This is a genomic window from Pseudomonas sp. PsB (assembly GCF_043658375.1).
Lineage (GTDB): Bacteria > Pseudomonadota > Gammaproteobacteria > Pseudomonadales > Pseudomonadaceae > Aquipseudomonas > Aquipseudomonas putida_Z.
In genome coordinates, this window is record NZ_JBIGLU010000014.1 from 18,180 (window position 1) to 43,396 (window position 25,217).

The following is a 25,217-nucleotide window of genomic DNA, read 5'->3' on the forward strand; positions in this document are numbered from 1 at the left end:
TCATACAAGGATTGCGCAAGGTCTGGCAATCGGGAATCACATTGTCGCCGCAGACTGGTTCGGCTTGCCGCCGGATACCCGCCAGCTCACCGCGGTAATGCCATAGCGCTCGGCCATCGGCCTGCTGACTTTCCTGATCTTCTCCCGGCCGAACTTGGGAATGATGCCGATGCCCGCATCGCAACTTGCCCAATGCCAGGCCTCGGCATTGTCCAGCGTCTCCAGACGGATGATGAAACTGCGCGGCTGGCCATGCAGTTGGTAATCGATGATGTACAGCTGTGGGCTTGGCATCGCAGGGGCCTCCTCTTCTCCATGGATGACACCCTGATTGATCGGGCCACGGCCAGAAGATTCAAAAAATTGTCGAACAACAGGTACCAGAGGCTATTGCAGCCTCGTTACGCAGTACCTGGCCGGCACCCGGTACCTGCGGATACCGGGTGTCCAGCAACCCTTCAACTTACTGCTGGCGGCCCCCGCCGTGGCTGTTCTGGCCGCCCTTGCGACCGGCCTCCGATGCCCGTTGGCGGTCGTTGGCGAAGTTGCCGCCAGAAGCCTGCCCGCCTTTGTGCCCCGCGCGGGAGGCCCGTTCCCGGTCGTTGGCGAAATTGCCTGGGTTGGTTTCCTTGGTGCCGCCGCGCTGGCTGGTGCGCTCTTGATCCTGCGCCATGTGGTTTCTCCTTGCGATGAATGGGTCGCATGGATGTTTGCCATGCCTTGCTTCCGAGCCGCCGATCACACAGTCTGCTCAATGGTTTTGCCGGCAACTGACCAGTGGCACCAAACATAGGTCGGCAAAAGGTTTGCGTGGCGGAAGCAAGCGGGTCGCACTTTCCTTCGCAAGCAGAGGTCTCAATAACATGGCGACGGCCTATAATCCCGCCACACACACGCCCGATGATGCTGCTAAGGGCGGAACGTTCCGGTCTGCACAAGGCTCCGTCCATGAAGTCGTCCCCCAAGCAACCTGCCTCGCCCCAGAACCCGGCGCTCAGCCCCAGCCACCTGGATTTCCCGGTGGTGGGCATCGGTGCATCGGCAGGCGGCCTGGAAGCGATCTGTACGCTGTTCCGGCAAATGCCCAGCGATTGCGGCATGGCCTTCGTCGTGGTCCTGCACCTGTCCCCCGACCACCAGAGCGTCGCCGACCGCATCATCCAGGAGACCACGCAAATGCCGGTGCGCCAGGTGACCGAGCCGGTGCCCATCGAGCGCAACCACATCTACGTGATTTCACCGGCCAATCGCCTGTCCACCAACGATGGCTACCTCCGCGTGACCCCGGCCAACCGGCGCCGTGGCGACCACGTGGCCATCGACCTGTTCTTCCGTGACCTGGCTGACGTGCACAAGGACCACGCCTTCTGCGTGGTGTTGTCCGGTACCGGTGCCGACGGCGCCGTGGGCCTTTCACGGATCAAGGAGCAAGGCGGCGTGACCTTGGCGCAAAACCCGGACGACGCCCAGTACGACAGCATGCCCCGCGCCGCCATCGAGACCGGCATGGTCGACCTGGTGCTGCCGGCGGCAGAAATGCCGCAGAAGCTGCTGGAGCTGTGGCGCAACGCCCGTCAGGTAAGGCTCCCGGAAATTGAGGACGACACCCTGCCACCGGCCTTGGGCACCCGTGCCGGCGATGCCCAGGCCAGCGAGCCGATGCTCGAGGAGATCCTGCTGCAGTTGCGCAGCAATACCGGCCACGACTTCCAGCACTACAAGCGCGCCACGGTGCTGCGGCGCATCGAGCGCCGCCTGCATGTGACCGGCCAGGCAGACCTGGCGGCCTACCTGCATTACCTGGAACAGCACCCCGCGGAATCCCGGGCGTTGCTGGCCGACATGCTGATTGGCGTGACCAATTTCTTCCGCGACCGCGAAGCCTTCGAAGCCCTGGAGCGCCATGTGCTGCCGCAGCTGACCTGCGAACGCGACCCGGCCGAGGGCGCCGACGAGATACGCGTGTGGTCGGCCGGCTGCTCCACCGGCGAAGAGGCGTACAGCCTGGCCATGCTGGTTTGCGAGCAGCTGGCACTGGAGCAGCGCTCGCACAAGGTACAGGTGTTCGCTACCGACCTGGACGAACGCGCCATCGGCATCGCCCGCAGTGGCTCCTACCCCGAAGCGATCGTTACCGACGTGCCGCCCAGCCGGCTGCGCCAGTTCTTCCTCAAGGAAGACCAGCATTACCGGGTGCGCAAAGAGGTGCGCGAGAAGGTGCTGTTCGCCCGGCATAACCTGCTGTCGGACCCACCGTTCTCGCAGATCGACCTGATTGTCTGCCGCAACCTGCTGATCTACTTGGACCGCGAGGTGCAGCGTGACATCCTGCAGATGTTCCACTTCGCCCTGCGCCCGGGTGGCTACCTGTTCCTCGGGTCGTCCGAGTCGGCCGACATGGCCAGTGAACTGTTCGCCCCAGTGGACAAGCGCAATCGCATTTTCCGCGCGCTCGATGCCAGCAATACCGGCCGCCGTTCCGGCCGTCAGCTGCCCGGCACTTCGGCCGCCAGCCTGCCCCAGGGTGCACTGGCCAAGGCCAAGCCGGGGCGCAAGCCATCCTTCGCCGACCTGCACTACCGCGCCCTGGCGCGCCGCATGCCGCCCAGCCTGATCGTCGATATCGACGGCAATATCCTGCACATGAGCGAAGGCGTGGGGCGTTTTCTGCAAGTGGCCGGTGGCGAACCGAGCCGCAGCCTGCTCAACCTGGTACTGCCGCCCCTGCGCCTGGCCCTGCGCAGCACCTTGTTCCAGGCGCGTCAGGGGACCGAGGCGGTGACCTCGCGCCCTGTCGACCTGGCGGAAACCATGGGCAAACTGCAGGTGGAGATCACCGTGCAGCCGTACAAGGACGACCTCAGCGCCAGCGATTGCCTGCTGGTGGTATTCGAGGAACGCGCGCCCGACCCGTCCCTGCCGTTACCCGGCGTCATCCGCCAGACCGACAGCATGGTGCTGCACAACCTCGAACGCGAACTGCAGCGCACTCGCCTGCAACTGCAGGAAACCATCGAGCAGTCAGAGGTCTCCAGCGAGGAACTGACGGCCTCCAACGAAGAGATGCAGGCCATCAACGAGGAGTTGCGTTCGGCCAGCGAAGAACTGGAAACCAGCAAGGAAGAGCTGCAGTCAATCAACGAGGAACTGCTCACGGTCAACTACGAGCTGAAGAACAAGGTCGAGGAAACCGACAAGGTCAACGACTACCTCAGCAACCTGATCGCCTGCACCGAGATCGCCACGGTGTTCGTCGACCGCAACCTGCATATCCGCTGGTTCACGCCGCGCGCCACCGACCTGTTCAATATGCTGCCGGTCGATACCGGCCGTTCCCTGCTCGACATCACCCACCGCCTGGATTACCCGGCGCTGGCCGACGATGCCCGCGCCGTGGCTCAGGGCGAGGCCATCATCGAGCGTGAAATCGGCGGCCAGGGCGATCACTGGTACCTGGCGCGCCTGCTGCCCTACCGCTCCAGCGAGCAGAAAATCGACGGCACGGTGCTGACCTTCATCGACATCAGCAGCAGCCATGCCGCCGAAGAGCGCGTGCGCCTGGGCGAAGAGCGCCTGAGCAAGCAGTTGGCCGAGACGCAGAGCAACAACCACATGAAGGACGAGTTCTTCGCCGTCATGTCCCATGAGCTCAAGCACCCGCTCAACCTGATCCAGCTCAATGCCGAAATCCTGCGCCGCCTGCCGTCGCTGCGCAACATCAGTGCAGCGAGCAAGGCCGTTGGTACCATTTGCGATGCGGTAACCAGCCAGGCGCGGATCATCGACGACCTGCTGGATGTGGCGCGCATTCGGACCGGCAAGCTTAAGCTCAAGACCCAACCTGTGGATCTGCTCGCCCTCCTGCAGGGCATCCATGATGTGGTGGTGAGCGAGCAACACCCCTGCCCGGTTCGCCTGGAGCTGCCCGCCGACACCCTGCCGGTGATGATCGAAGGTGACGTTACCCGCCTGGAGCAGATCATCTGGAACCTGCTCAACAACGCGCTGAAGTTCAGCCCGGCGGGCAATGAGATACGCCTGGTGCTGAGCCACGACGAGGACCACGCCCGCCTGCAGGTGATCGACCATGGCGTGGGCCTGAGCCACGACAGCCTCGAGCATATCTTCGACCTGTTCAGCCAGGCTACGTCGCAACAGGCCAGCCACAGCCGCGAAGGCCTGGGCATCGGCCTGTCGCTGGTAAGGCAACTGGTCGAGGCACATGGCGGTACCGTCCGCGCCACATCAGCGGGGCTTGGCCTGGGCTGCACCTTCACGGTCACCCTGCCCCTTTGCGAAACGCAGCCCCAGCAGCGTACGCAGGGCTCGGAGCCGCCGAGCGAGGGCCGTCTGAACGGAATTCGCGTATTGCTGGTGGATGACTCCGTAGAGGTGCTGGCGGTAATGCAGGAGCTGCTGGAAATGGAGAGCGCCACTGTCAATGCCTTCAGCAAGCCACGTGAGGCCCTGGACGCCGCTGCGGGTGAGGAATACGACATCATCCTGTCCGATATCGGCATGCCGGTGATGGACGGCCATGCATTGATCAAGGCTCTGCGTGGCTACGCGCACCTGCGCCATACCCCGGCCATCGCCCTGACCGGCTATGGCGCCAGCGCTGACCAGTACAAGTCACGTCAGTCGGGCTTCGACCGGCATCTGAGCAAGCCGGTGGGCTATGACGAGCTGGTGGAGGTCATCGAGGCACTGAGCGGCTCGGTGCCTTACTGACCGTTGGTCGCTTTAAACGCAACGTTCATTGCTGCCGGGGGCCGAATCTACATGGAATGAGGGATTCGCCCAGGAGCCTGAATGAAGCCAGTCAAGCATCGCGCCACCATCATCTGCCGGCATGGCAAACAAACCCATAAATGGTTGTGGGTGAGAAAGCCCAACGCCGCCTGGACCCTGCCCGGCGGCAAGATAGAGCCCGGCGAGACGCCGGTGCAGGCAGCGGAGCGTGAATTGCTTGAGGAAACCGGGTTGCAGGCAGAATCGCTGACCCTGTTGATGCGTCATGAAGCGGCAGAGCGCATGCATTATGTGTTCGAGGCGGAGTTCGCCGACGCCCCGCACCCCAAGGCGCTGCATGAAATTGCCGATTGCCGGTTCGCTCACCCGGACCAGGTGCCCATGCTCAAGGACGAGATCAAGCTGCTGATCCGCTCGTTGCTGGCCTGTGACCGGGCTACGGCGGCTTCAGTGAGGTAGACCTTCTTCACCTGTGCCGGCCCATTCGCGGGCTTGCCCGCTCCCACAGGTTCGGTGGAATGCCTGTGGGAGCGGGCAAGCCCCCACAGGTGCTCCACCGCTTCTGAGGCATGTGCTGAACCTGTGGGAGCGGGCATGCCCGCGAAGAGGCCGGTACAGGAATCCGCTAGGCATGCACGCTCCACTGACACGCCTCGGCCTCGATCGGCATTTCGTCTATGGCATGGATCATCCCGTTCGCCAATGCCTCCCGGGGCCCGAGTATCCGCGGGTAGGCCATCAGATACCGCGGTACATCCAGCACCTCGTCCGCCCCTTCGGTCCGCTCGGCGACGATCTGTGCATACAGCCGCAGGTCATAGTCCAGGCTCATCGCATACTCGGCCATGCGGGAGTGGTCGACCGAGCCATGCAAGGTCCAGTGGAACGGATGAAACAGGAACTTGCTGTAACTGCATGCCGTGCGCCGATCCCCGGCCAGGAACAGGATGTTGCCCATGGATTCCACCGTGCCGAGGTTGTGGGTATGCACCTCGACCGGTAACGCCCGCAGGAAGTTGTACAAGGTAAACCCGTAGCTGCACTCGCCGCCCATGGTGGCGATGTTCAGTTGCAGGACTTCGGCCCCCTGCTGCAACGCCCGCGAACAGGTGTTGATCAGGTTGCCGCAGGTGGATGAATTGATAGGCCCGGTGAAGTGGACGATATGTCTGGCCATGCTTGCCTCCAGGGTTGGCAGGTCATTCCTTGGGTTTCTGCGCATCGTCACCCTGCCCGGCCATCTGCCGGTACTGCTTGCGCAGGGCATGCAGCTCGGCCGGGTCCATGTCTTCCAGATCCAGCAGCGCCTTGTGCGCCTGTTGGGTGGTGCGCAACAGCTCATCGATCTTGATGTGCAGTTCGTCGTTGTCGCGGTTCTGGGTGTTCTGGATCAGGAACACCATGAGGAAGGTGATGATGGTGGTCGAGGTGTTGATCACCAGTTGCCAGGTGTCGTTAAAGCCGAACAGCGGCCCGGTCACTGCCCAGATCAGGATCAGCAGGCAGGCGATGCCAAAAGTCAGCGGGCGGCCGGCCCAATTGGCCAGCCATTGGGCGAAACGGTCGAATTTCATCCTGGCGCCCTTCCTCGTAGCAGGTATGCGGTGGAAACGCCGCGGGCCGCAAAGTTCCGCGCGGCATCAGCCTTTTCCGTTGGTCAACCGTGCTGAACCCTGGCCGCTGTTGACCGGTCGCACTTTCAGAGTGACCGAACAAGGACCCGGCAATGAGGAAGGCAGCGTGAGCGATATCCGCATCGGCATCTCCGGCTGGCGCTACGGCCCGTGGCGCAAGGATTTCTACCCGAAGGGCCTGCCCCAGGACGACGAACTGGCGTTCGCTTCGCGAGCGGTCAACAGCATTGAAATCAACGGCTCGTTCTACAGCCTGCAAACACCCGAACGCTACCAGGGCTGGCATGACGAAACGCCGCCTGGCTTCGTATTCGCGGTAAAAGCCCCGCGCTACATCACCCATGTACGGCGGCTGAAGGATATCGAAGAGGCCATGGCCAATTTCTTCGCCTCCGGGCCGCTGCTGCTCGGCAAGAAGCTGGGCCCGTTCCTGTGGCAGTTTCCGCCGAACATGAAGTTCGACGAGGCCCGCTTCGCCCGTTTTCTCGAACTGCTGCCGCACAGCCGCAAGGAGGCCCGCGAATGCGCACAGGGGTGTGCGCAACGCCTGAAGGACAACGGCGGCACCGATATCAAGGGCAACGCACGGCTGCGCCACGCGGTGGAAATCCGCAACGAAAGCTTTTTGTGCGAAGCCTTCATCAAGCTGCTGCGCAAGCACCGGGTAGCGCTGGTAGTGGCCGACAGTGCCGGTAAATGGCCCTATGTCGAGGACCTTACCGCCGACTTCGTGTACATGCGCCTGCATGGCGATGTCGAGCTGTACAGCAGTGGCTATACCGCCCAGGCGCTGCGGCGCTGGAAGCAGCGCATCCAGCTCTGGAGCCAGGGCCGCCAGGCCGACGATGCCCAGCTGGTGGTGCCAGGGCCGCCACCGCGGCGCGCCGCCCGTGACGTCTACTGCTATTTCGACAACGACCAGAAAGTCCATGCGCCTTATGACGCCCGGCGTCTGTTGCAGAAGCTGTCGCTGGACCATGAGCTGATGACCGAGCCTGGCGTGGTGCCGGAGGTGACCCTGTGAACAGGACCCTGCCTGCCCCGCACTGCATCATCGACAAGATCACCGCCGTACGTAGTCTGAATGTACTGACGTTGAACGTGCACAAGGGCTTCACCTTCTTCAACCGGCGCTTCATCCTGCCCGAGTTGCGCGAAGCCGTGCGCGCCACCGGCGCCGACCTGGTGTTCCTGCAGGAAGTGCACGGCAGCCACCAGCAGCATGCCCTGCGCCACCCGGCCTGGCCGGATACGCCACAGTACGAGTTCCTGGCCGACAGCATGTGGCCGCAGTTCGCCTACGGCCGCAATGCCGTATACCCCCATGGCGACCACGGCAACGCGCTGCTGTCGAAATTCCCCATCAGCCGCTTCGACAACCTGGACATCTCGGTGCAGGGCAACGAGCAGCGCGGCCTGTTGCATTGCCAGCTTGAAGTGCCTGGCCATGACCAGGTGCATGCGGTGTGCGTGCACCTGGGCTTGCGCGAGGCCCACCGGCAACGCCAGGTGAAGCTGCTGCTGGACCTGCTAGGCAGCCTGCCGCCCAAGGCCCCGGTGATCATTGCCGGCGATTTCAACGATTGGCGGCTGAAGGCCGATGCGGTGCTATGCGAACATCTGGTGGAAGCGTTCGGCGAGCATTTCGGCACCCCGGCACGCAGTTTCCCGGCGCGCCTGCCGCTGTTGCGCCTGGACCGCATCTACCTGCGCAACGCCATGCCCGGCACTGCCCAGGTGCTGTCCAAGTACCCGTGGTCGCACCTTTCCGACCACGCCCCTCTGGCTTCGGAGATCAAACTGTGAACCGACCCTGGGTAGACGGCAACAGCGTGCAGTTGCTGATCAATGGCGAGCAATACTACCCCCGCGTGTTCGAGGCCATGAGCCAGGCACGGGAGGAAATCCTGCTGGAGACCTTCATCATCTTCGATGACAAGGTTGGCCAGCAATTGCAGCAGGTGCTGATCGATGCCGCCCGCCGCGGCGTGCGTGTCGAAGTGGCCGTGGATGGGTACGGCACGGCCGACCTGCCCGACTCTTTCATTGCGGCCATGACCGATGCCGGGGTCAGTTTCCACGCCTTCGACCCGCAGCCGCGGCTGGTGGGCATGCGCACCAACCTGTTCCGGCGCCTGCACCGCAAGATCGTGGTGGTCGATGGCGAGCGGGCCTTCATTGGTGGCATCAACTACAGCGCCGACCATTTGGGCGACTTTGGCCCCATGGCCAAGCAGGACTATGCGGTGGAGGTCGTCGGCCCTGTGGTGGCACAGGTTCATGCCGCCAGCAAGCGCCTGATGTCACCGGTGCTGCAGCCGCCCAGCGCGGTAAGGCCATTGACCGAGCCTGCCGGTACCTGCACCGCCGTGCTGGTCGAGCGCGACAACAAGGTGCGCAGCACCGATATCGAGGCCCACTACCTGCAGGCGTTTCGCAGTGCCCGGCGGCGCATCGTGGTGGCCAATGCGTATTTCTTCCCGGGCTACCGGCTGATGCGTGAATTGCGCAATGCGTCCCGGCGCGGCGTGGAGGTCCGGCTGATCCTGCAGGGCCAGCCAGACATGCGCTGGGTACGGGCGCTGTCGCGACTGCTGTACAACTACCTGCTGCGCGACGGTGTGGCCATTCACGAGTATTGCCAACGGCCGCTGCACGGCAAGGTGGCGCTGGTGGATGATGAGTGGGCCACGGTCGGCTCCAGCAACCTGGACCCGCTCAGCCTGTCGTTCAACCTTGAAGCCAACCTGTTCATCCGTGACCGCGCCTTCAACCAGCAGCTCAACCAGCACCTGCAGGCGCTGGCCCGCGAACAATGCAAGCCGGTCACCCTGGAACGCATGGTTCGCGGCTACTGGTGGCGGGCGCCGCTGATTTTCGTGTGTTTCCACGTGATCCGCCATTTCCCGCGGATTGCCGGTTGGTTCCCGGCGCACCGTCAGCACCTGCGCTCGGTGCAGCCGGAGGCCGAGGCACAGGTTGACTATCACGAGGGCAAGACCTGATGGCGCGAAAACACTGGCAAATCTGGGGCAAGCGGCTGTTTACCCTGGCATTCCTGATCCTGATCCCTACGCTGTTGTACCTGCTGGCGCGCAACCTGGACTGGAACGAAGTGCGCCAGTCGTTGCTGGCCTACAAGCCTGGCACCCTGGCCATCGGCCTGGTGCTGGCCGGGTGCAGCTACCTGACGTTCGCCAGCTACGACCTGCTGGCCCGGGCCTACACTGGCCACCACCTGCCGGCCCGCCAGGTTCTGCCGGTTGCCTTCGTGTGCTACGCCTTCAACCTCAATTTCACCACCTGGGTGGGTGGCGTTGCCTTGCGCTACCGGCTCTATAGCCGCCTGGGCCTGGATACGGCAACCATCACGCGCATCCTCACCCTGGGCCTGCTGACCAACTGGATGGGCTACATGCTGCTGGCAGGCACGGTGTTCGCCTTGCGCCTGGTCGAGCTGCCCGCCAGCTGGGCGGTCGGCGCCAGCGGCCTGCAACTGATCGGCGTGGTATTGCTGGCGATTGCCTCAGGCTACCTGCTGGCCTGTGGCTTCGCCAAAAAGCGCACTTGGCGCTGGCGTGACCATGAGGTAACGCTGCCGTCGCTGCGCCTGGCGCTGTGCCAGGTGGTACTGGGTGCCAGCAACTGGGCGCTGATGGCACTGCTGATCTTCTGGTTGCTGCCTGGCGAAGCCTTCTACCCGTCGATACTTGGCATCCTGCTGATCAGTTGCGTGGCTGGTGTGGTCGCGCATATCCCGGCCGGGCTGGGTGTGCTGGAAACGGTGTTCCTGGCCCTGCTGCATGGGCAGCTTGCCCAAGGCACACTGGTGGCGGCCCTGCTGGGTTACCGCACGCTGTACTACCTGGTGCCGCTGTTGCTGGCGGTGCTTACCTACCTGATCCTGGAGAAACGCGCCAAGGCCATGCGCCGGCGCGACAAGCCTGCCTAGACCTATCGAGGGCCACTGGCCCGGGAGGTGGCAAATGCGTGGCGCTGTCTTGAAGCCGATGTTGATACTGATGGTGGCGAGCCTGGTCAGCGGCCAAGTCCTGGCCGAAGCCTGCAATGTGCTCACCCGCTCCTCCAGCGAGGCGGTAACGCCGGTGGAGCGGCACAGCTGCTACAGCTACAGCAACCTGCCCGCCGAAGCGATCAACTGGTCATGCAGCAACGAGAGCAAGGACATGCTCAACAGCGAAAAGCACAAGGTCGCGCGTTGTGCGGATGGCAGCGTTGGCAGTTGCATCGCGCCGTTGACCCAGGAGGCATTGGCCAACCCCAAGGCAGCTGGCGGTGACAAGCCGGCGTTGCCCAAGGATGCACGGGTGATCACCTACTACTACGACACCCCCAGCCTGGGCCAGGCCCGCACCGATTGCGAGCGTAGCAACGGCATCTGGCAGACTCACTGATTCTGCGGGCCTGCGCGCTGCTTTGTGTAGGAGCGGCCTTGTGTCGCGAAAGGGCCGCAACGCGGCCCCAGGATTTCAGCTTCGCACGGAAAATTGCCGGGGCCGCTTTGCGGCCCTTTCGCGACGCAAGGCCGCTCCTACAGGATCATCACAGCCCCATAGACCTATGCAGAACCTATGAGACGGCGATGTTCAGGGCGAAATCGGGTCACTCGCCGGGAAGGTCTCGTCCAGCGCATTGTCCACCGCGCTTTCCCCGGTCTTTTCACCACAGTGGCAATCAGGCATCCGGCACGGCTCGCCATTGCGATGCCCGCTGGCACAGGCCTCGCAGCAATACACCTTGCCTTCGAGCTGCAAGGCATTGGCATCCACGGTGCAGGAACAATGCGCACAGGCACAACGTACCTCGTTCATGGCTTGCTCTCCTCGTCATCGATCACATCATCGGCCCAGGGCTCTCCATCCAGCGGCGCGGAGCGGGCCAGTTCGGCTTCGTCCAGGCCTATGCCGCCGCCAATTTCGTTGGCCTCAACCCGCCGCAGGGTCTTGTCTGCAGGGCCGCCGCTGCCGCCCGGTTCATGCGGGTCGCGGGCACCGGTTTCATCCAGCAAGGTGTCCGGGCTCAGGTCGTCGTAAGTGACGTTGTCCTCGTGCAGGCTGTCGCTCAACGCCTCGCCGCCGGTCATGCCGCTTTCGGCCACGCGCCGCGGTGGGAACTCGCGGGCCACGTCCGCGGCCGGTCGCTCGTCACCCACACGCCCCTCGCGTTCATCCAGGCGCTCGTCGAAGTCCAGTTCATGCACGCTGCCCATGCGGTCTTCGGTGTCGTCGATTTCAGTGGGGGTATACGGCTTCGGTTCATCTGCTCGGGCCATGTGCGTTCTCCGTCAGGTGGCTTCATTCGGTCGACTGCACGAGCTGCTGGAAGATTCAGAGTTTTTTTGAACTACCGCCCGGGCCGCTGCCTCCCAGATTAGAGACTGCGAACCGCCCGGAGCCCGCCATGGCCAAGCCCCTGCAGGAATATGCGCGCAAGCGCGACTTCAATGCCACGCCCGAGCCCAGCGGCAAGCGCAGCCGTGGCAAGCGGGCCCATGCGCTGCAGTTCTGCATCCAGAAGCACGATGCCAGCCACCTGCACTACGACTTCCGCCTGGAGCTCGATGGCACGCTGAAAAGCTGGGCCATCCCCAAAGGGCCGTCGCTGGACCCCAAGGTGCGCCGCCTGGCCGTGCACGTGGAGGACCACCCGCTGGACTACGCCGACTTCGAAGGCCATATCCCCGAAGGCCATTACGGCGCGGGCGACGTGATCGTGTGGGACCGGGGCATCTGGGAGCCCGAAGGTGATGCGCATGAGGCCTATGCCAAGGGCAAACTGCGTTTTCGCCTGCAAGGCGAAAAGCTCGGCGGTGTATGGAACCTGTTCCGCACCCACCTGGCCGGCAAGAAGGAGCAGTGGATGCTGGTCAAGTCGCACGACAGCCAGGCGCGCAGCGAAGCCGACTACAGCATCGTCGACGCCCAGCCCGACAGCGTGCTCAGCGACCGCACGCTGGTGCCGCGCAAGCCGGCAGCAAAAAAGGCCGCCGCGCCACGTCGCAAAACCACCAGCAAAGGCCGGAAGGTGCCGTTGCCGGCACAGCTGCAACCACAACTGGCGACCTTGGTCGACTCCCCGCCCAGTGGCGACTGGCGCTACGAGGTCAAGTTCGACGGTTACCGCATCCTTGCCCGCATCGACGGTGATGACGTGCGTCTGTTCACCCGCAATGGCCATGACTGGAGCGGCAAGATGCCCAGGCAGGTTGCCGCCTTGCGTGCGCTGGGCCTCGATTCGGCCTGGCTCGATGGCGAGGTGGTGGTGGCCGGCGAAGACGGCGCGGCGGACTTCCAGGCGCTGCAGAACGCTTTCGACACCGAGCATGACGAGCACATTACCTATTACCTGTTCGACCTGCCCTTCCTGGGCGGCCAGGACTTGCGTCAGTTACCGCTGCAGGACCGGCGCAACACTTTGCAGCAGTTGCTGGAACACAACGAATCGGACGTACTCAAGTACTCCGCCGACTTTGACCAGCCCGTCGATTCCCTGCTCGACAGTGCCTGCCGGCTGCAACTCGAAGGCCTGATCGGCAAGCGCGTCGACAGCCCCTACAGCGGCCGCCGCAGCCCCGACTGGATCAAGCTCAAGTGCAAGCAGCGCCAAGAGTTCGTGATCGTCGGCTACACCGACCCCAAAGGCAGCCGCAGCGGTTTCGGCGCCCTGCTGCTGGCCTTGCACGACAACGACAGCGGCGAGTTGCGCTATGCCGGCAAGGTCGGCACCGGCTTCAGTGCCACCACACTGGCCAGCATCCATGCCCGGCTGAAACCGTTGGAAATCGCCAGGCCGGCCCTGCCCAACCCGCCCACCGGGGCCGAAGCGCGGGGCGTGCACTGGCTGAAACCGCAACTGCTGGCCGAAGTCGCCTACGCCCAGATGACCCGTGACGGCATCGTGCGCCACTCGGTGTTTCACGGCCTGCGTGATGACAAACCGGCTACCGCCATCGACCTGGAGCGCAGCATGCCCGCCAAGACCCTGCCCAAGCGCAAGCAGGCCAAGGCCCCCGAGGCCTTGGGCGAGCTGCGCCTGACCCACCCCGAGCGGGTGGTCGACGCCACCAGCGGCGTTACCAAGCGCGAGGTCGCCGAGTACTACGCCGCCGTCAGCCAGTGGATACTGCCCCAGCTCGAGCACCGCCCGGTGGCGCTGGTGCGCGCGCCAGATGGCCTGGCCGGGGAGCTGTTCTTCCAGAAGAACGCCGGCCAACTGCATCTGCCCAACGTGCTCAGCTACGACAAGGCCGAGGCCGGCCAGGCGGCGATGGTCATCAACCGCGCCGACACCTTGCTGGGTGCCGTGCAGATGAACATGATCGAGCTGCACACCTGGAACGCCACCGACAAGGACTTCGACAAGCCCGACCGCTTCGTCCTCGACCTCGACCCGGACCCGGCGCTGCCGTGGAAGGCCATGCTCGAAGCCACTCAACTGGCCCTGACGCTGCTGGATGAACTGGGCTTGAAGGTGTTCCTCAAGACCAGTGGCGGCAAAGGCATGCACCTGGTCGTGCCCCTGACCCGGCGGGCCAGCTGGGATGAAGTCAAGGCGTTCAGCCACGGCATCGTCGATTACCTGGCCAGGCTGTTCCCCGACAGGCTCAGTGCCGTGTCCGGGCCCAAGAATCGCATCGGGCGCATCTTCATCGACTACCTGCGCAACGGCAAAGGCGCGACCACCGCCTGCGCCTATACCCTGCGCGCCCGCGAAGGCCTGCCGGTATCCGTGCCGATCTGGCGCGAGGAACTGCCGCAACTCAAGGGCGCCAACCAGTGGAACATCGGCAACGTGCTTGAACGCCTGGGCGAGGTGGACGACCCCTGGGCGGAGTATGGCAAGACAAGGCAATCGATCACCGTGGGCATGCGCAAGCAGCTGGGACTGGCCTGATGACGGCTTGCCTGCAGCGCTACGCCCGCAGTGCCTCACCAAGGAGCCGAGCCCATGAGCATCGTCCAGGATTTTGACCTGACCAACCTCGATCGCCTGCTGCGAGCCTTCAGCGAGCGGCAGCAACCGCTCAACCTGGATACCCAATTGCCGCAGCTGATCCAGGCACTGCAAGCCGACCACCTCGACCTGCTGCCCCTGCCCGGCCAGGGCAATACGCTACGCCGCTGGCAAACCCTGGCCCGGGTGGCAGGCTGTGACCTGGCCTTGGCCAAGCTGTACGAGGGCCACACCGACGCGTTGGCGATCCTAGCCGAATGCGCTGCGGCACACCACGCTGCCGAGGGTATATGGGGCGTGTGGGCCGCCGAACCGCCGGATGCCCGCGCCTGCATCGTCGCCCGAGATGGCGACCAGGTCCGCCTGGAGGGTCGCAAGGCCTGGTGCTCAGGCGCACTGCAGATCGACCGGGCGCTGGTCACGGCCTGGGACCAGCACGACCAGCCCCAGCTGGTGGCCATCGAACTGTCCCATCCCAGCCAGGGCCTTGCCATAGACCGCTGGCAGGCCATCGGCATGGCCACCACCGCCAGTGTCGAAGTCGAATTCAACCATACCCCTGGCATCGCCATCGGCCGCCCCGGGCAATACCTGTCACGCCCCGGGTTCTGGCATGGCGGCGCTGGCATTGCGGCCTGCTGGTACGGCGCCGCCGAAGCCCTGGCAGACTACCTGCGCGAACACTGCCGCAACCCCCGCCCCGACCCACATGCCGATGCTCACCTGGGCGCGGTCGATGCAGCCTTGTACGGCGCCAGGGCGGCACTGCGCGAATGCGCGGCGTGGATCGACTGCCAGCCAGGCGCGGACGCCAGCTTCGAAGTACGCCGCACCCGCGCCCAGGTGGAACAGGCCGTGGAGCAGGTGATCCACCACGTTGGCCGGGCGCTGGGCGCCACGCCTTTCTGCCGCGACAACCACTTTGCCCGGCTGAGCGCCGACTTGCCGGTGTTCCTGCGCCAGAGCCATGCCGAGCGCGACCTGGCGGCGCTCGGCGAGCAGTTGGCACAACGGCCGGCGGGAGTCTGGCAGCTATGAGGCAGAACCTGATCCAGGCGAACAGCGGTACGCCGTGGGCGGCCTGGCAGCAGGCCGCGCACCTGGCCAGGGCCACCTGGATCACCCCGCAGCAGCTGTGCCCGCCAGGCCGCCGCCTGGTACTGCTGGCTCCGCACCCCGATGATGAAATTCTCATGGCCGGCGGGCTGCTGGCGGGCTTTCAAGGCCGGGAAGACGACCTGGTGCTGATCTCCGCCACCGATGGTGAAGCCAGCCACCCCGGCTCTACCCACTGGAGCGAACACCGCCTGCGCCGGCAAAGGCCGCTGGAAAGCCGCCATGCGCTGCAACAGCTTGATCTCGACCTCGGCCGCCTGGACTGGCGGCGGCTCCACCTCAAGGACGGCGCGTTGCCACGTGACGAGGCGTTTCTGCTCAACCACCTGAGCCAGTTGCTCAGGCCTGACGACCTGCTGATGGCCACCTGGAGCGGCGATGGCCACTGTGACCACGAGGCAGTGGGCCGGGCTGCGGCGCAGGCGGCGCGGATGCGCAAGGTGCAGTGCCTGGAGGTACCCGTGTGGGCCTGGCACTGGGCGCAACCGGACGACCCGCGCCTGCCTTGGCCGCGGGCCCACCGCATCCAGCTGGACGAGGCCAGCGTGGCCCGCAAGCGCAAGGCCCTGGCCGCCCATGTCAGCCAGCTGGAGCCGGATGGCTCGCGCCCGCCCGTACTGCCGCCGAACTTGCTGGATTGTCTGCTGCAACCTTTCGAACTGGTGTTCCTGTAAATGGAGTTGTCATGAGCCTCGACCCACAGTATTTCGCCGACCTGTACGCCACCAGTGAAGACCCTTGGGCCTTTCGCACCCGCTGGTACGAAAAGCGCAAGCGCGAGCTGGTCATGGCCAGCCTGCCGCGCCAGTGCTACCAGCGCGTGTTCGAGCCCGCTTGCGCCAATGGCGAGCTCAGCGCCTTGCTGGCCGAGCGTTGTGCCAACCTGTTGTGCCAGGACCTGGACCCTACTGCGGTAGCGCTGGCCGGTGAACGCTTGGCTGGACTGAGCAATGTCTCGGTGGAACTGGCGCGGCTGCCCTCGGACTGGCCGCGTGGGCATTTCGACCTGATCGTGCTGAGCGAGGTGGGTTACTACCTCGACCCGACTGACTGGTTGCAGGTGATCGAACAGTCGGTGGCCAGCCTGACCTACGACGGCGGGCTGCTGGCCTGCCACTGGAAGCATCCCATAGCCGGTTGCCCGCAGGACGGGCGTGAAGTGCACCGCATGCTGGCCCGGCACCTTCCGCTGTATCTGCAGTTCCAGCATGACGAGGCGGACTTCGTGCTGGAGTACTGGGCCTCTCAGCCCAGCGTGGTCGACCTCGACGAGACCTGCCCATGATTGCCGTGGTGATCCCGGCCCACAACGAGGCCCGGCGCCTTGGGCGCTGCCTGCGGGCAGTACTGGCTGCCGCCCTGCAGGCGCAGCAGGCGGGGCACCAGGTGGAGGTGCTGGTGGTGCTGGACCGCTGCAGCGATGGCAGCGCCGCCGTGGCAAGGCGTTTCGGTGTACAGGTACTGACGGTGGATGCCGGCAACGTCGGCATGGCCCGCCGGGTGGGGGCGGCATACATGGTCGAGCGCGGCGCGCAGTGGCTGGCCTGCACCGATGCCGACAGCCGGGTGCCAGCGCACTGGCTGCTGTCGCAACTGGCCTGCGGGGCCGAGGTGGTGTGCGGAACGGTGCACGTCGAGTACTGGCAACCCTGGCAGACAGCGGCCTTGCGCAAGCTGTACCAAAGCCGTTACCAGGCACGTGAGGGGCATCGGCATGTGCATGGGGCCAATCTGGGTGTGTGTGCCGACGCCTATGATCGGGTGGGCGGCTTCCAGCCCCTGGCGGCGCATGAGGATGTGCAACTGGTCAGCGACCTGCAGGCCAGTGGGGCGCAGATCGTATGGACCGCCAGGCACAGCGTGGCCACCAGCAGCCGGCGCGACAGCCGCGCCCGCGAAGGGTTTGGCGATTATCTAACGGGGTTGCAGACGCAGGTTTGATGAGGCTTGTGTTCGCGTACGCATTTTGGGGCCGCAAAGCGGCCCCAATCAAGCCGACAAACATGGTTCACGACGCCTTGCGTGTCTTCTTCGCCGGCTTCTTGCCACCGAGGCTGCGCTTGAGCAGTTCGGTGAGGTCGAGGATGTCGGCGCTTTCCCCTGCTTCCGTCGCCTCGCCCTTCTCCACGGTCTCGATCTTGCCCTTGCTGGCCTTCTCTTCCACCAGGTCCAGGATGGTCTGGCGGAAGGCATCGTGGTAATCCGCGGGCTTCCAGGGCCCGCTCATGTCTTCCACCAACCGCTTGGCCATGTCCAGTTCGCGCTTGTCCACCTTGGCCTCGGTGACGCTGCTGTCCAGTTCCAGCGTTTCCAGCCCGCGCACTTCTTCGGGCCAGCGCAGGGTGATCATCACCAGCGCATCATCCAGCGGGCGTAACAGCGCCAGGTGCTGTCGGGTGTGCAGCACCACCGTGGCCAGCGCCACCTTGCCGGTTTTTGCCAGGGTTTCCCGCAGCAAGGCGTACACCTTGCCGCCACGGCGGTCGGGGGTAAGGTAGTACGGCGTGTCGAAGTGCTGCAGCGGGATCTCGCCGGCCTCCACGAAGGAAAAGATATCGATCGTCTGGGTCGCCTCGGGCCGGGCCTTGCGGATTTCCTCCTCGCTGATCACCACGTAGCGGCCCTTCTCGAACTCGACGCCCTTGACGATGTTGTCCTTGTCGATTTCCTTGCCGGTGACCTTGTTCACCCGCTTGTAGCCGACCGGTTCCATGCTGCGCTTGTCTAGCCAGTCGAAATCGACCCGCTCGGTGCGCACCGCGGTGTTGAGGGCCACGGGGATGTGCACGAGGCCGAAACTGATGGCGCCTTTCCAGATTGCCCTAGCCATGGAGGTGCTCCCAGGTTGCCTGCCAATACCTGAATCGACTGCAACGGGCGGCGAAGGTTTAGCCGCCCCGCCCTACGGCAGCGGGTTGCCGCCGGTCACGCCGAACACCTCGCCGGTGATGTAGCTGGACTCCTGGCTGGCCAGCAACACATACACCGGCGCACATTCGGCGGGCTGCCCCGGTCGCTTCATCGGTGTATGTGCGCCGAAGTCGGGGATTTTCTCCGGTGGTTGGCCACCGCTGGGCTGCAGCACGGTCCAGATGGGGCCTGGGGCAACGGCGTTGACCCGGATACCGCGCTCGATCACCTGCTTGGCCAAGGCCTTGGTGAAGGCAACGATCGCGGCCTTGGTGGTGGCATAGTCGAGCAAGGTGGCCGAAGGCTGGTAGGACTGGATCGAGGCGGTGTTGATGATGGTCGCCCCCGCCGGCATCAGCGGCACGGCCGCCTGGCACAGCCAGAACAGCGCGTAGACGTTGGTTTTCAGGGTGTGGTCGAACTGCTCGTGGCTGACCTGGCTGATGTCCTTGCGCGCCTCCTGCTTGCCGGCGACGTTGACCAGGATGTCCAGGCCGCCGAGCTGCTCGTGGGCCTGGTCGGCCAGTTCCTTGCAGAACTGCTCGTCCTTCAGGTCACCGGCAAGGGCCACCACCTTGCGGCCTTCGGCTTCGATCAGCTTGATGACTTCGCGGGCATCGGGTTGTTCGATGGGCAGGTAATTGAGGGCAATGTCGGCACCTTCGCGGGCGAAGGCAATGGCCACGGCCCTGCCGATGCCCGAGTCCGCGCCGGTGATCAGCGCCTTGCGCCCCGCCAGGCGGCCAAAGCCCTTGTAGGTGGTTTCGCCGTGGTCTGGTTCGGGCTGCATGTTGGCGTCCAGCCCTGGTGCTGGCTGGCCTTGGGCCGGGAATGGAGGGTGCGGGTACTGGGTCAGCGGGTTCTGCATGCTGAACTGGTCGTGCGGTTTGCTGGGCATGGGGGCCACTCCTCTGGTGAAACCGGTGTTGGCCCATTCGCGGGCTTGCCCGCTCCCACAGGTATTGAAACTGGTGGTAGTCCTGTGGGAGCGGGCAAGCCCGCGAAGGCCGTTCTACCGATTTCGAGGTAAACCGCCATCGATGGTTTTTTCCGACTGGCCCAAACACTGACCAGCGGTCGATAGGTCACTCAAAGTGACTAGTTCCGTACCTCAGCTGCGTCGACATCGGGCGCATCCGGTGCATCTGGCGCGTCTGGAGCATCTGGCGCGTCGTCCACATCCGCCCTTGCAGCGTCTCTGGCTGCATTGGCAGCGACTTTGGCTTCGTCCCTGGCGGCATCTGCCGTAGCCCTGGCAGCATCTCTGGCGGCATCAGCTTCGTCTCTGGCTGCGTCGCGGGCAGCATCTGCCGCGGCCCTGGCAGCGTCTCTGGCTTCATCTGCGCCGGCTACGCCAGCAGCTTTTGCGGCGTCGCGGGCTGCATCCGCCTCGGCTCTGGCAGCGTCTCTGGCGGCATCTGCAGTAGCTTTTGCCGCATCCCGGGCGGCATCTGCCTCAGCCCTTGCAGCGTCTCTGGCTGCATCAGCATCGTCTCGGGCTGCGTCCCTGGCGGCATCTGCCGCATCGTTGTCGTTGTCGTTGTCGTTGTCATGCGCATCGCCTGGGCCTCTGCCGGCCATGCCACCATGGTCACCATCGCCGGCCCCCGGGCCACCATGGCCGCCATGACCGCCACCGCCGTCACCGCCGTGACCACTGCCTCCGCCACCGCTGCCACCACCGTGACCGCCACCGCCTCCAGAGCCACCGCTGCCACCACCGTGGCCACCGCCACCGCCACCGCCGCTGCCGCCGTGGCCACCACCACCGCCGCCGCTGCCACCGTCTTTGGCATACACGCTGGAGAAACTACCGATGTAGTCGGGCACCAGGACGGTCGAGGCCGACAGGACGCCACCTATTGCCAATGCCAACAAACATTTCTTGAGCAACATGATGCACCTCCGCTTGGAGTTGCGTCGTCATCTCCGTATCGAACGCAATGACCAATGAGTTCGCAACCGCCCATGGAGCGGACAGCCAACCGGCGCGGCCATAGATCTGCAGTGTCAGCGAGCAGCTTCGGTTTCGCACGATCCTTCAGAGCCAGTCAGCATCTTTGCGTGGGAAATATTCCCACATATTCAGACTAGTACTGTCTCCCTGAGTTCAAAGGACCGAATATCAGGCCAAGGTACGTTTCAGGACTGTTGGGGCCGCTTTGCGGCCTTTCGCGGGCGTGCCCGCTCCCACAGGAACCGCGCATATCCTGAGCATGGCACCAAACCTGTGGGAGCGGGCAAGTCGGGACGCCGAACCGCCGCGAAGGGCTGCAAAGCAGCCCCAATCAAGCTAGCAGTCACGCCTGGCTGAACAGCACCTGCCTGAAAGCCTCAGCAGCCAGGTGAACCTGCACCGCCCAGTCCTGCGCCGCGTCACTGCCGGCATCATCGGAAATGTATTTCAGGCACACGAACGGGATGCCTTCGCCGCGTGCGATCAGCGCCAGCACGTAGGCTTCCATGTCGACCACGTCATAAGGTGCATCGCCATGGTTGATCTCGAAGCTGTCACCACTGCCGCAGGTTTCCAAGGCCAGGCCGGGGATTTGCGCCCCATGCTCCAGCACCACCGGGATGTCCGACAGAGGCGTCTGGTAGCGGGCGAAGCCCAGCGGGGTCACGTCCATGTCGCGCTGCACGAAGCGGGTGCAGCACACCACCTCGCCCTTGCCATGGCGCTGGCTGCCGGCCGAGCCGAGGTTGACGATCAGCCTGGGCCGGCGCGCGGCAATGGCCTTGGTCAGGGCGATGGCGGCATTGACCTTGCCGATGCCGGTGAACACGGTGTTGACGTCAGCGAATACATCGCCGGCCTCGGCTTCGAGGGCAAAGACAAACAACGTGTCGTCCAGGGAAATGTCGGGGAATTGCTTGATCAGCATCATGGCGCAGGTGGTTCCGAGTGGCTGCGAAAGGCGCGGCCATTTTCGGCAAACCCCGGTTAATTGCAAGCCCCGGCGGCCACCACGGCCCGTAACGCCTGCGCCCTGCCCAGGCCGGCAGCGCTGGCCTGAGCCAGGCATTGCAGTTGCTGATCGGCATGGGTGCCGTCGCGCAGCAGGCGTTGTGCATGGTGGAAGGCGCGCTCGGCGTCTGCGGTGTCGATCGGCAACTGCTCCTGCAATTGGGCCAACCAACCTTCAGCCGTGACCGGCTGTTGCTCATGCAGGCCAATGAACTCGCCCTGGCGCCCATGACGCATGGCGCGCCAGTAGTTTTCCTGGGTGATCCAGCGCTGTTCGCGGTTGCAGGCCGCCGGGTCATGCCGGTACACGATGCTGTGCTCCACCAGGTGACGAAACAGCGCAGCGATGCACAGCGCGTCCTCCAGCCGCGGGCAGCCATCGCAGATGCGCAGCTCGACCGTCGGGAAGCGCCGCGAAGGCCGGATCGCCCACCAGAAGTCGCCATCCGCGGCCAGCGACCCTGTGCGTTGCAGCAATGCACGGTAGCGCTCGTAGGCGGCCCAATCCGGCAAAGGCTCGGGCAAGCCCATGTGCGGCCACTCCCCGCAAATCACCCGCCGGTAGCTCATGTAGCCGGTGCACTGGCCTGCCCACAGCGGGGATGACGTGCTCAGCACCAGCAACAGAGGCAGCCAGCCCAGAGCACGGTTGATCAATTGGATGCGGTCGCAACCTGGCGGTACGCCCACGTGAACATGCAGGCCGTTGAGCAGGCTGCGCCGCGCCACATGCCGGTAGTCAGCGAACAGTTGCTGGTAGTGCGCCGGGGTAGCGGGCTTCTGCCGCAGCCAGGCGGCATTGGGGTGGCTCGCCGCACCGTACAGGCCCATGCCCTCTTCGGCCAGCGCTGTGTTCAGCTGCTGGCGGCTGTGCTGGAAGAACTCGCGTGCCTCGAACAGGTTGGCGAACACCGGCGAGGCCACCTCGATCTGGCTGCGGAACATTTCCTGGGCAAAATGCTGGCCCAAGGTCTCCTTGCAACGCTCCAGCACGGCCGGCGAAGGTGTAGCTGGCACCTGCCCTGTGTCCAGGTTCACCAGCAGGTATTCTTCCTCGATGCCGAACGTGCAGGGTCGGGCCATGCTGCCTCAGCTGTTGCGGGTAACTGTGAGCACCACCGCGGCGATGCGCTCGACCTGCTCGTAACCGGGTTCGTTCAGTTGCTCGCCGAATACGTCCGGGTCGATTTCCCGATACACCCAGGACCATTCCGGGCCTGCCAGGCGCAGGCGAATGGCTTCGAGCAAGGCGTCCCGGCCTTCGACGATCGCCACGCCGGTATACAACAGTAGCGAGCCCCCCGAGCCGAGCCGCTCGCAGGCTTGTTCGACGATTCGCAGCGAAAGCTGCGCGCCGAGCGAACCGCCGCCATGCCGATAGGTACGTTCGCTGGCATCGAGCATGTACGGCGGGTTGGCAACGATAAGGTCGAACAGCCCGGTAATGCCGCCGAGCAGGTCACTTGGCTCCACGGACACATTGCTGACGCCCGCCAATGCCGCGTTGATCGCGGTGTAACGCAGCGCGAGCGGGTTGATATCCACGGCGCTGACCTGGGCATGGGGAGCCGCCCGGGCAATCAGCAAGGCGCCGACACCCGTGCCGCAACCGATATCCACGGCATGCTCGACACGCTTCGGCGTGCGTTGCAGGTGATCTTGGATGACCTGGGCGAAACGATAACTGTCGGGGCCGAAAAACACCGCGTCGGATTGTTGGGTGGGGTACGCGGAGTGCACCAGCAGCAGGTCGTCGAGCGTGGACCAGCGCACCCTGCTGATCAGCAAATCACCGTGCTCCTCGAGTACCTGGGCCTGCCGCATCTGGTCCAGCTCATCGGCAGAAACCAGTGACGATCGGAACGGACGGTTCCAGCCGAACACATCGCGCACTGTCCTGGCCTGCCCGGCTTCCGGGCGCGCATTCACGCGAGCATGGGTTGCCGGGGTGACGCAGGTGAAGCGGTAGCCGTCGGCGCGCAGGCGCCTGCCCAATTGCAGCATTGCCTGGTCAGCCTGGATCTGTTGCGGATCGAGCAGCATCAGCGGGTCATCTCCTGAACAAGGCCGGTAGCACGCATGTAGCGCCGAGTGGCCAGCAAGCCTTCCGGTGTTGCATGGCGGTTACCGGACATCGTGTCGATCAACGTCTCGATATCGGCGTCCGGGGCAGCAGTCGCAAGCGCATCATCCGATTGCACTTGCACCTCCCAGCTGCCAGGCAGCACGCGGCGCCCCCGGGCTTGCCAGCCTGCCGCGATCCAGTCGTGCCATAGTTGTTTTTCATACGCCGTGAACACGCCACACATCGGTGCCGAGGGGCCGTCGATGAGCCCCCACCAGCGGCTATTGGCGGGTGCTTCACCACGGCGGATCCAGCCCTGCGCCTGCAAGGCCTGCAGAAACGCGGGCATGGCGCCAGGTTCGGCCAGCCATTGGTTGACGGTGCGCTTTTGCAGGCGGCAATGGTCGGAATGCATGAACTGGCCAAAATTGCGCTTGTGCTCCAGTGCCGACAGCAATTCGGATTCAAGATCGAAGCTGCTGATCAGGCTGGGTGTATCAAGCCCCAGGTCGTTCAAGCGGTAGCCACTGCGTACCCGCTGGTAGAATTGGCCAGCGTCGTCGACCGGGCAGAGTTGGCGTAGCGCCTGGATGGACAGATGCGCATGCCCGCTGGCCGCGTTGTCGATGGTTACGTGAAGCTGGAAATAATGGCCATCGATGCCCAGTTCCGCCAGTTCGTAGGTGGTGATCAGCAGATGCAACGGTGGTTGTTCATAGCCCAGGTTGTAGCCGATAACCTCGGGAAGAAAATCATCGCCGTGGCGCCCCAATACCAACTGCAAGGCGCCCTGCAGGTAACGCTGGTCGTCCAGTTCAGGCAAACCCAGGCAACCCAGCCGGCTCAACAGCCGTTGGTAGATCAGCACATGGTTGCAGCGCGGATCACCGCCGCCCAGTTCTTCCAGGTAGGTGCGAATCAGGCCGTGATAGCGCGGATCGCCCCACTGTCGCAAGGTACTGTGCAGCCATGCCCCGTCCACTGCCTTGGTGGGCGCCACTTGTTGCAGGAACCACAACGCCTGGGCGCGGTTGGCAAAATAGCGCCGCGGCGCGCCTTGGCGGCGTTGCTCGAGGTAACTGGCATAGGCCTCGGCCACCTGGTTTGCATGGCTAGCGCTCCAGGCTTCCAGCTGAGCAGGATCGGCAGGCAAGTCATCCGGCAAATGCTGCGCGCGTACCAATTGTTCGCTCAGCCACGCCGCGCTCGTGGTGTCGTGGGCCACGAGCAACTTGTTGTAACGCTCCTTCAGGCTTGGCCCATTTGCCGAAGCTGGTATCACCGCGGCGGTCTTGCGGGTCATTACCGTCATGCCGTAGTCCTTGTCCGCGTTTTATTGGCTGGGTTTCTGGCCAGGCATCGGCTCAGGGTCCGGCGCAGGTTGGGGAGCAGGTTTGTCGCCGGGTTGCTGCATCTGCAGCGAAGGTTTGCTCTGGTCGGCATCCTTTGCCGGGTGGTCGTTGTCCCGGTCGAAACAGCCACCCAGCAAGCCAAGCGTGCCCACCAGCGCTATCAGAGGGATCAATCGCATGGGGTTCTCCTCATGTGCAGAATCGCAGTGCCCGATCACCCGGGCACTGCGTAGCCTCACTTACGAACGGCCGCCCTTGCGGCCCGATTCGCTGGTACGGCCACCACCGGATTGCTGGCCGCCCTTGCGCCCAGCTTCGGAGGCTTTTTCGCGGTCATTGGCAAAGTTGCCCGGGTTCTTGTTGCCACCTTGGCTGCCCTGCTGGTTGCCGGTGCGGCTGTTCTCTTTGTTGGCCATGGTCTTAAACCTCGTATGACTTCGGAATGC

26 protein-coding genes and 1 pseudogene are annotated in these 25,217 nt (G+C 64.4%); 12 read left to right on the plus strand and 15 right to left on the minus strand.

The annotated features are described in order from the left end of the window. Positions 1-36 precede the first annotated feature (36 nt). Together ACGLHT_RS17400 and ACGLHT_RS17405 are read right to left on the minus strand one after the other, a co-directional pair. Entirely contained in the window at positions 37-294 is a 258-nt protein-coding gene (locus tag ACGLHT_RS17400; RefSeq protein ID WP_025339101.1) for a DUF6555 family protein, read from the minus strand. A 169-nt stretch (positions 295-463) separates the two neighbouring features. After that, entirely contained in the window at positions 464-673 is a 210-nt protein-coding gene (locus tag ACGLHT_RS17405; protein ID WP_003259459.1) for a general stress protein, read from the minus strand. A gap of 275 nt (positions 674-948) precedes the next feature. Between ACGLHT_RS17405 and ACGLHT_RS17410 the strand changes: the two genes are divergently transcribed. Together ACGLHT_RS17410 and ACGLHT_RS17415 are read left to right on the plus strand one after the other, a co-directional pair. Then, positions 949-4,731: a CheR family methyltransferase gene (locus ACGLHT_RS17410; RefSeq protein ID WP_274121143.1), complete on the plus strand. Its 3,783-nt coding sequence runs from the start codon at positions 949-951 to the stop codon at positions 4,729-4,731. An 81-nt stretch (positions 4,732-4,812) separates the two neighbouring features. Further along, a complete protein-coding gene (locus ACGLHT_RS17415; RefSeq protein ID WP_196181506.1) occupies positions 4,813-5,211 on the plus strand; it encodes an NUDIX hydrolase in 399 nt (132 codons plus the stop codon). 166 nt (positions 5,212-5,377) lie between these two features. Here the strand turns inward: ACGLHT_RS17415 and ACGLHT_RS17420 are convergent, their stop codons facing one another. Together ACGLHT_RS17420 and ACGLHT_RS17425 are read right to left on the minus strand one after the other, a co-directional pair. After that, positions 5,378-5,929: an ATP-dependent Clp protease proteolytic subunit gene (locus ACGLHT_RS17420; protein WP_025339098.1), complete on the minus strand. Its 552-nt coding sequence runs from the start codon at positions 5,927-5,929 to the stop codon at positions 5,378-5,380. A gap of 22 nt (positions 5,930-5,951) precedes the next feature. Beyond that, on the minus strand, positions 5,952-6,326 hold the full coding sequence (locus ACGLHT_RS17425) for a low affinity iron permease family protein (RefSeq protein ID WP_025339097.1): 375 nt from the start codon (positions 6,324-6,326) through the stop codon (positions 5,952-5,954). A 166-nt stretch (positions 6,327-6,492) separates the two neighbouring features. Here ACGLHT_RS17425 and ACGLHT_RS17430 point away from each other — a divergent pair, with 166 nt between their 5' ends. Genes ACGLHT_RS17430 through ACGLHT_RS17450 form a run of 5 tightly spaced genes read left to right on the plus strand, consistent with a single transcriptional unit; the run spans position 6,493 to position 10,801 of the window. After that, positions 6,493-7,410 carry a DUF72 domain-containing protein gene (locus tag ACGLHT_RS17430; protein ID WP_274079789.1) on the plus strand — a complete coding sequence of 306 codons (918 nt, stop codon included), beginning with the start codon at positions 6,493-6,495 and terminating at the stop codon, positions 7,408-7,410. Beyond that, positions 7,407-8,192 carry an endonuclease/exonuclease/phosphatase family protein gene (locus ACGLHT_RS17435; protein WP_274079790.1) on the plus strand — a complete coding sequence of 262 codons (786 nt, stop codon included), beginning with the start codon at positions 7,407-7,409 and terminating at the stop codon, positions 8,190-8,192. The genes ACGLHT_RS17430 and ACGLHT_RS17435 overlap by 4 nt, the downstream gene beginning before the upstream one ends. Continuing rightward, a complete protein-coding gene (gene clsB / locus ACGLHT_RS17440; protein ID WP_085589671.1) occupies positions 8,189-9,391 on the plus strand; it encodes a cardiolipin synthase ClsB in 1,203 nt (400 codons plus the stop codon). The genes ACGLHT_RS17435 and clsB overlap by 4 nt, the downstream gene beginning before the upstream one ends. After that, a complete protein-coding gene (locus ACGLHT_RS17445) occupies positions 9,391-10,338 on the plus strand; it encodes a lysylphosphatidylglycerol synthase domain-containing protein (protein ID WP_137163915.1) in 948 nt (315 codons plus the stop codon). The genes clsB and ACGLHT_RS17445 overlap by 1 nt, the downstream gene beginning before the upstream one ends. 34 nt (positions 10,339-10,372) lie before the next feature. Continuing rightward, positions 10,373-10,801: a hypothetical protein gene (locus ACGLHT_RS17450; protein ID WP_137163914.1), complete on the plus strand. Its 429-nt coding sequence runs from the start codon at positions 10,373-10,375 to the stop codon at positions 10,799-10,801. 192 nt (positions 10,802-10,993) lie between these two features. Here ACGLHT_RS17450 and ACGLHT_RS17455 read toward each other — a convergent pair whose 3' ends face one another. Together ACGLHT_RS17455 and ACGLHT_RS17460 are read right to left on the minus strand one after the other, a co-directional pair. After that, entirely contained in the window at positions 10,994-11,218 is a 225-nt protein-coding gene (locus ACGLHT_RS17455) for a metallothionein (RefSeq protein ID WP_025339091.1), read from the minus strand. Next, positions 11,215-11,679 carry a phosphotransferase system, HPr-related protein gene (locus ACGLHT_RS17460; protein WP_085589667.1) on the minus strand — a complete coding sequence of 155 codons (465 nt, stop codon included), beginning with the start codon at positions 11,677-11,679 and terminating at the stop codon, positions 11,215-11,217. The genes ACGLHT_RS17455 and ACGLHT_RS17460 overlap by 4 nt, the downstream gene beginning before the upstream one ends. Positions 11,680-11,807: 128 nt before the next feature. Here ACGLHT_RS17460 and ligD point away from each other — a divergent pair, with 128 nt between their 5' ends. Genes ligD through ACGLHT_RS17485 form a run of 5 tightly spaced genes read left to right on the plus strand, consistent with a single transcriptional unit; the run spans position 11,808 to position 17,417 of the window. Continuing rightward, entirely contained in the window at positions 11,808-14,300 is a 2,493-nt protein-coding gene (gene ligD, locus ACGLHT_RS17465; protein WP_137163912.1) for a DNA ligase D, read from the plus strand. Positions 14,301-14,354: 54 nt separating this feature from the next. Beyond that, positions 14,355-15,398, plus strand: a complete 1,044-nt coding sequence (locus tag ACGLHT_RS17470) for an acyl-CoA dehydrogenase family protein (protein WP_137163911.1) — start codon at positions 14,355-14,357, stop codon at positions 15,396-15,398. Further along, positions 15,395-16,150 carry a PIG-L deacetylase family protein gene (locus tag ACGLHT_RS17475; RefSeq protein ID WP_274120563.1) on the plus strand — a complete coding sequence of 252 codons (756 nt, stop codon included), beginning with the start codon at positions 15,395-15,397 and terminating at the stop codon, positions 16,148-16,150. The genes ACGLHT_RS17470 and ACGLHT_RS17475 overlap by 4 nt, the downstream gene beginning before the upstream one ends. An 11-nt stretch (positions 16,151-16,161) precedes the next feature. Continuing rightward, positions 16,162-16,761, plus strand: coding sequence for a bifunctional 2-polyprenyl-6-hydroxyphenol methylase/3-demethylubiquinol 3-O-methyltransferase UbiG (locus ACGLHT_RS17480; RefSeq protein WP_137163909.1), 600 nt, complete (start codon positions 16,162-16,164; stop codon positions 16,759-16,761). Next, complete coding sequence (locus ACGLHT_RS17485; RefSeq protein ID WP_137163908.1) at positions 16,758-17,417, plus strand: glycosyltransferase family 2 protein; 660 nt, start codon at positions 16,758-16,760, stop codon at positions 17,415-17,417. Before ACGLHT_RS17480 ends, ACGLHT_RS17485 begins: the two co-directional genes overlap by 4 nt. Before the next feature lie 67 nt (positions 17,418-17,484). Here the strand turns inward: ACGLHT_RS17485 and ACGLHT_RS17490 are convergent, their stop codons facing one another. The 9 genes and pseudogenes from ACGLHT_RS17490 to ACGLHT_RS17530 all read right to left on the minus strand — a co-directional run. Next, the gene (locus tag ACGLHT_RS17490) at positions 17,485-18,306 is read right to left on the minus strand and encodes a Ku protein (RefSeq protein ID WP_274120562.1); all 822 of its coding nucleotides are present in this window, start codon (positions 18,304-18,306) and stop codon (positions 17,485-17,487) included. 72 nt (positions 18,307-18,378) lie between these two features. Next, on the minus strand, positions 18,379-19,284 hold the full coding sequence (locus tag ACGLHT_RS17495; protein ID WP_274120561.1) for an SDR family oxidoreductase: 906 nt from the start codon (positions 19,282-19,284) through the stop codon (positions 18,379-18,381). A 451-nt stretch (positions 19,285-19,735) separates the two neighbouring features. After that, positions 19,736-20,182 (minus strand): hypothetical protein, encoded by a 447-nt coding sequence (locus ACGLHT_RS17500; protein ID WP_274120560.1) that lies wholly within the window; start codon positions 20,180-20,182, stop codon positions 19,736-19,738. Between the two features lie 504 nt (positions 20,183-20,686). Beyond that, positions 20,687-21,274 carry a nucleosidase gene (locus ACGLHT_RS17505; RefSeq protein WP_085615705.1) on the minus strand — a complete coding sequence of 196 codons (588 nt, stop codon included), beginning with the start codon at positions 21,272-21,274 and terminating at the stop codon, positions 20,687-20,689. Between the two features lie 56 nt (positions 21,275-21,330). Further along, the gene (locus tag ACGLHT_RS17510) at positions 21,331-22,437 is read right to left on the minus strand and encodes a carboxylate-amine ligase (protein WP_274120559.1); all 1,107 of its coding nucleotides are present in this window, start codon (positions 22,435-22,437) and stop codon (positions 21,331-21,333) included. A 6-nt stretch (positions 22,438-22,443) separates the two neighbouring features. Beyond that, positions 22,444-23,397 (minus strand): class I SAM-dependent methyltransferase, encoded by a 954-nt coding sequence (locus ACGLHT_RS17515; protein ID WP_274120558.1) that lies wholly within the window; start codon positions 23,395-23,397, stop codon positions 22,444-22,446. Continuing rightward, a complete protein-coding gene (locus ACGLHT_RS17520) occupies positions 23,397-24,731 on the minus strand; it encodes an iron-containing redox enzyme family protein (RefSeq protein WP_274120557.1) in 1,335 nt (444 codons plus the stop codon). The genes ACGLHT_RS17515 and ACGLHT_RS17520 overlap by 1 nt, the downstream gene beginning before the upstream one ends. A 21-nt stretch (positions 24,732-24,752) precedes the next feature. Next, on the minus strand, positions 24,753-24,950 hold the full coding sequence (locus tag ACGLHT_RS17525) for a hypothetical protein (protein WP_003259932.1): 198 nt from the start codon (positions 24,948-24,950) through the stop codon (positions 24,753-24,755). 60 nt (positions 24,951-25,010) lie between these two features. Continuing rightward, positions 25,011-25,130: pseudogene (locus tag ACGLHT_RS17530) on the minus strand (general stress protein); the annotation flags it as partial. Between the last annotated feature and the right edge of the window lie 87 nt (positions 25,131-25,217).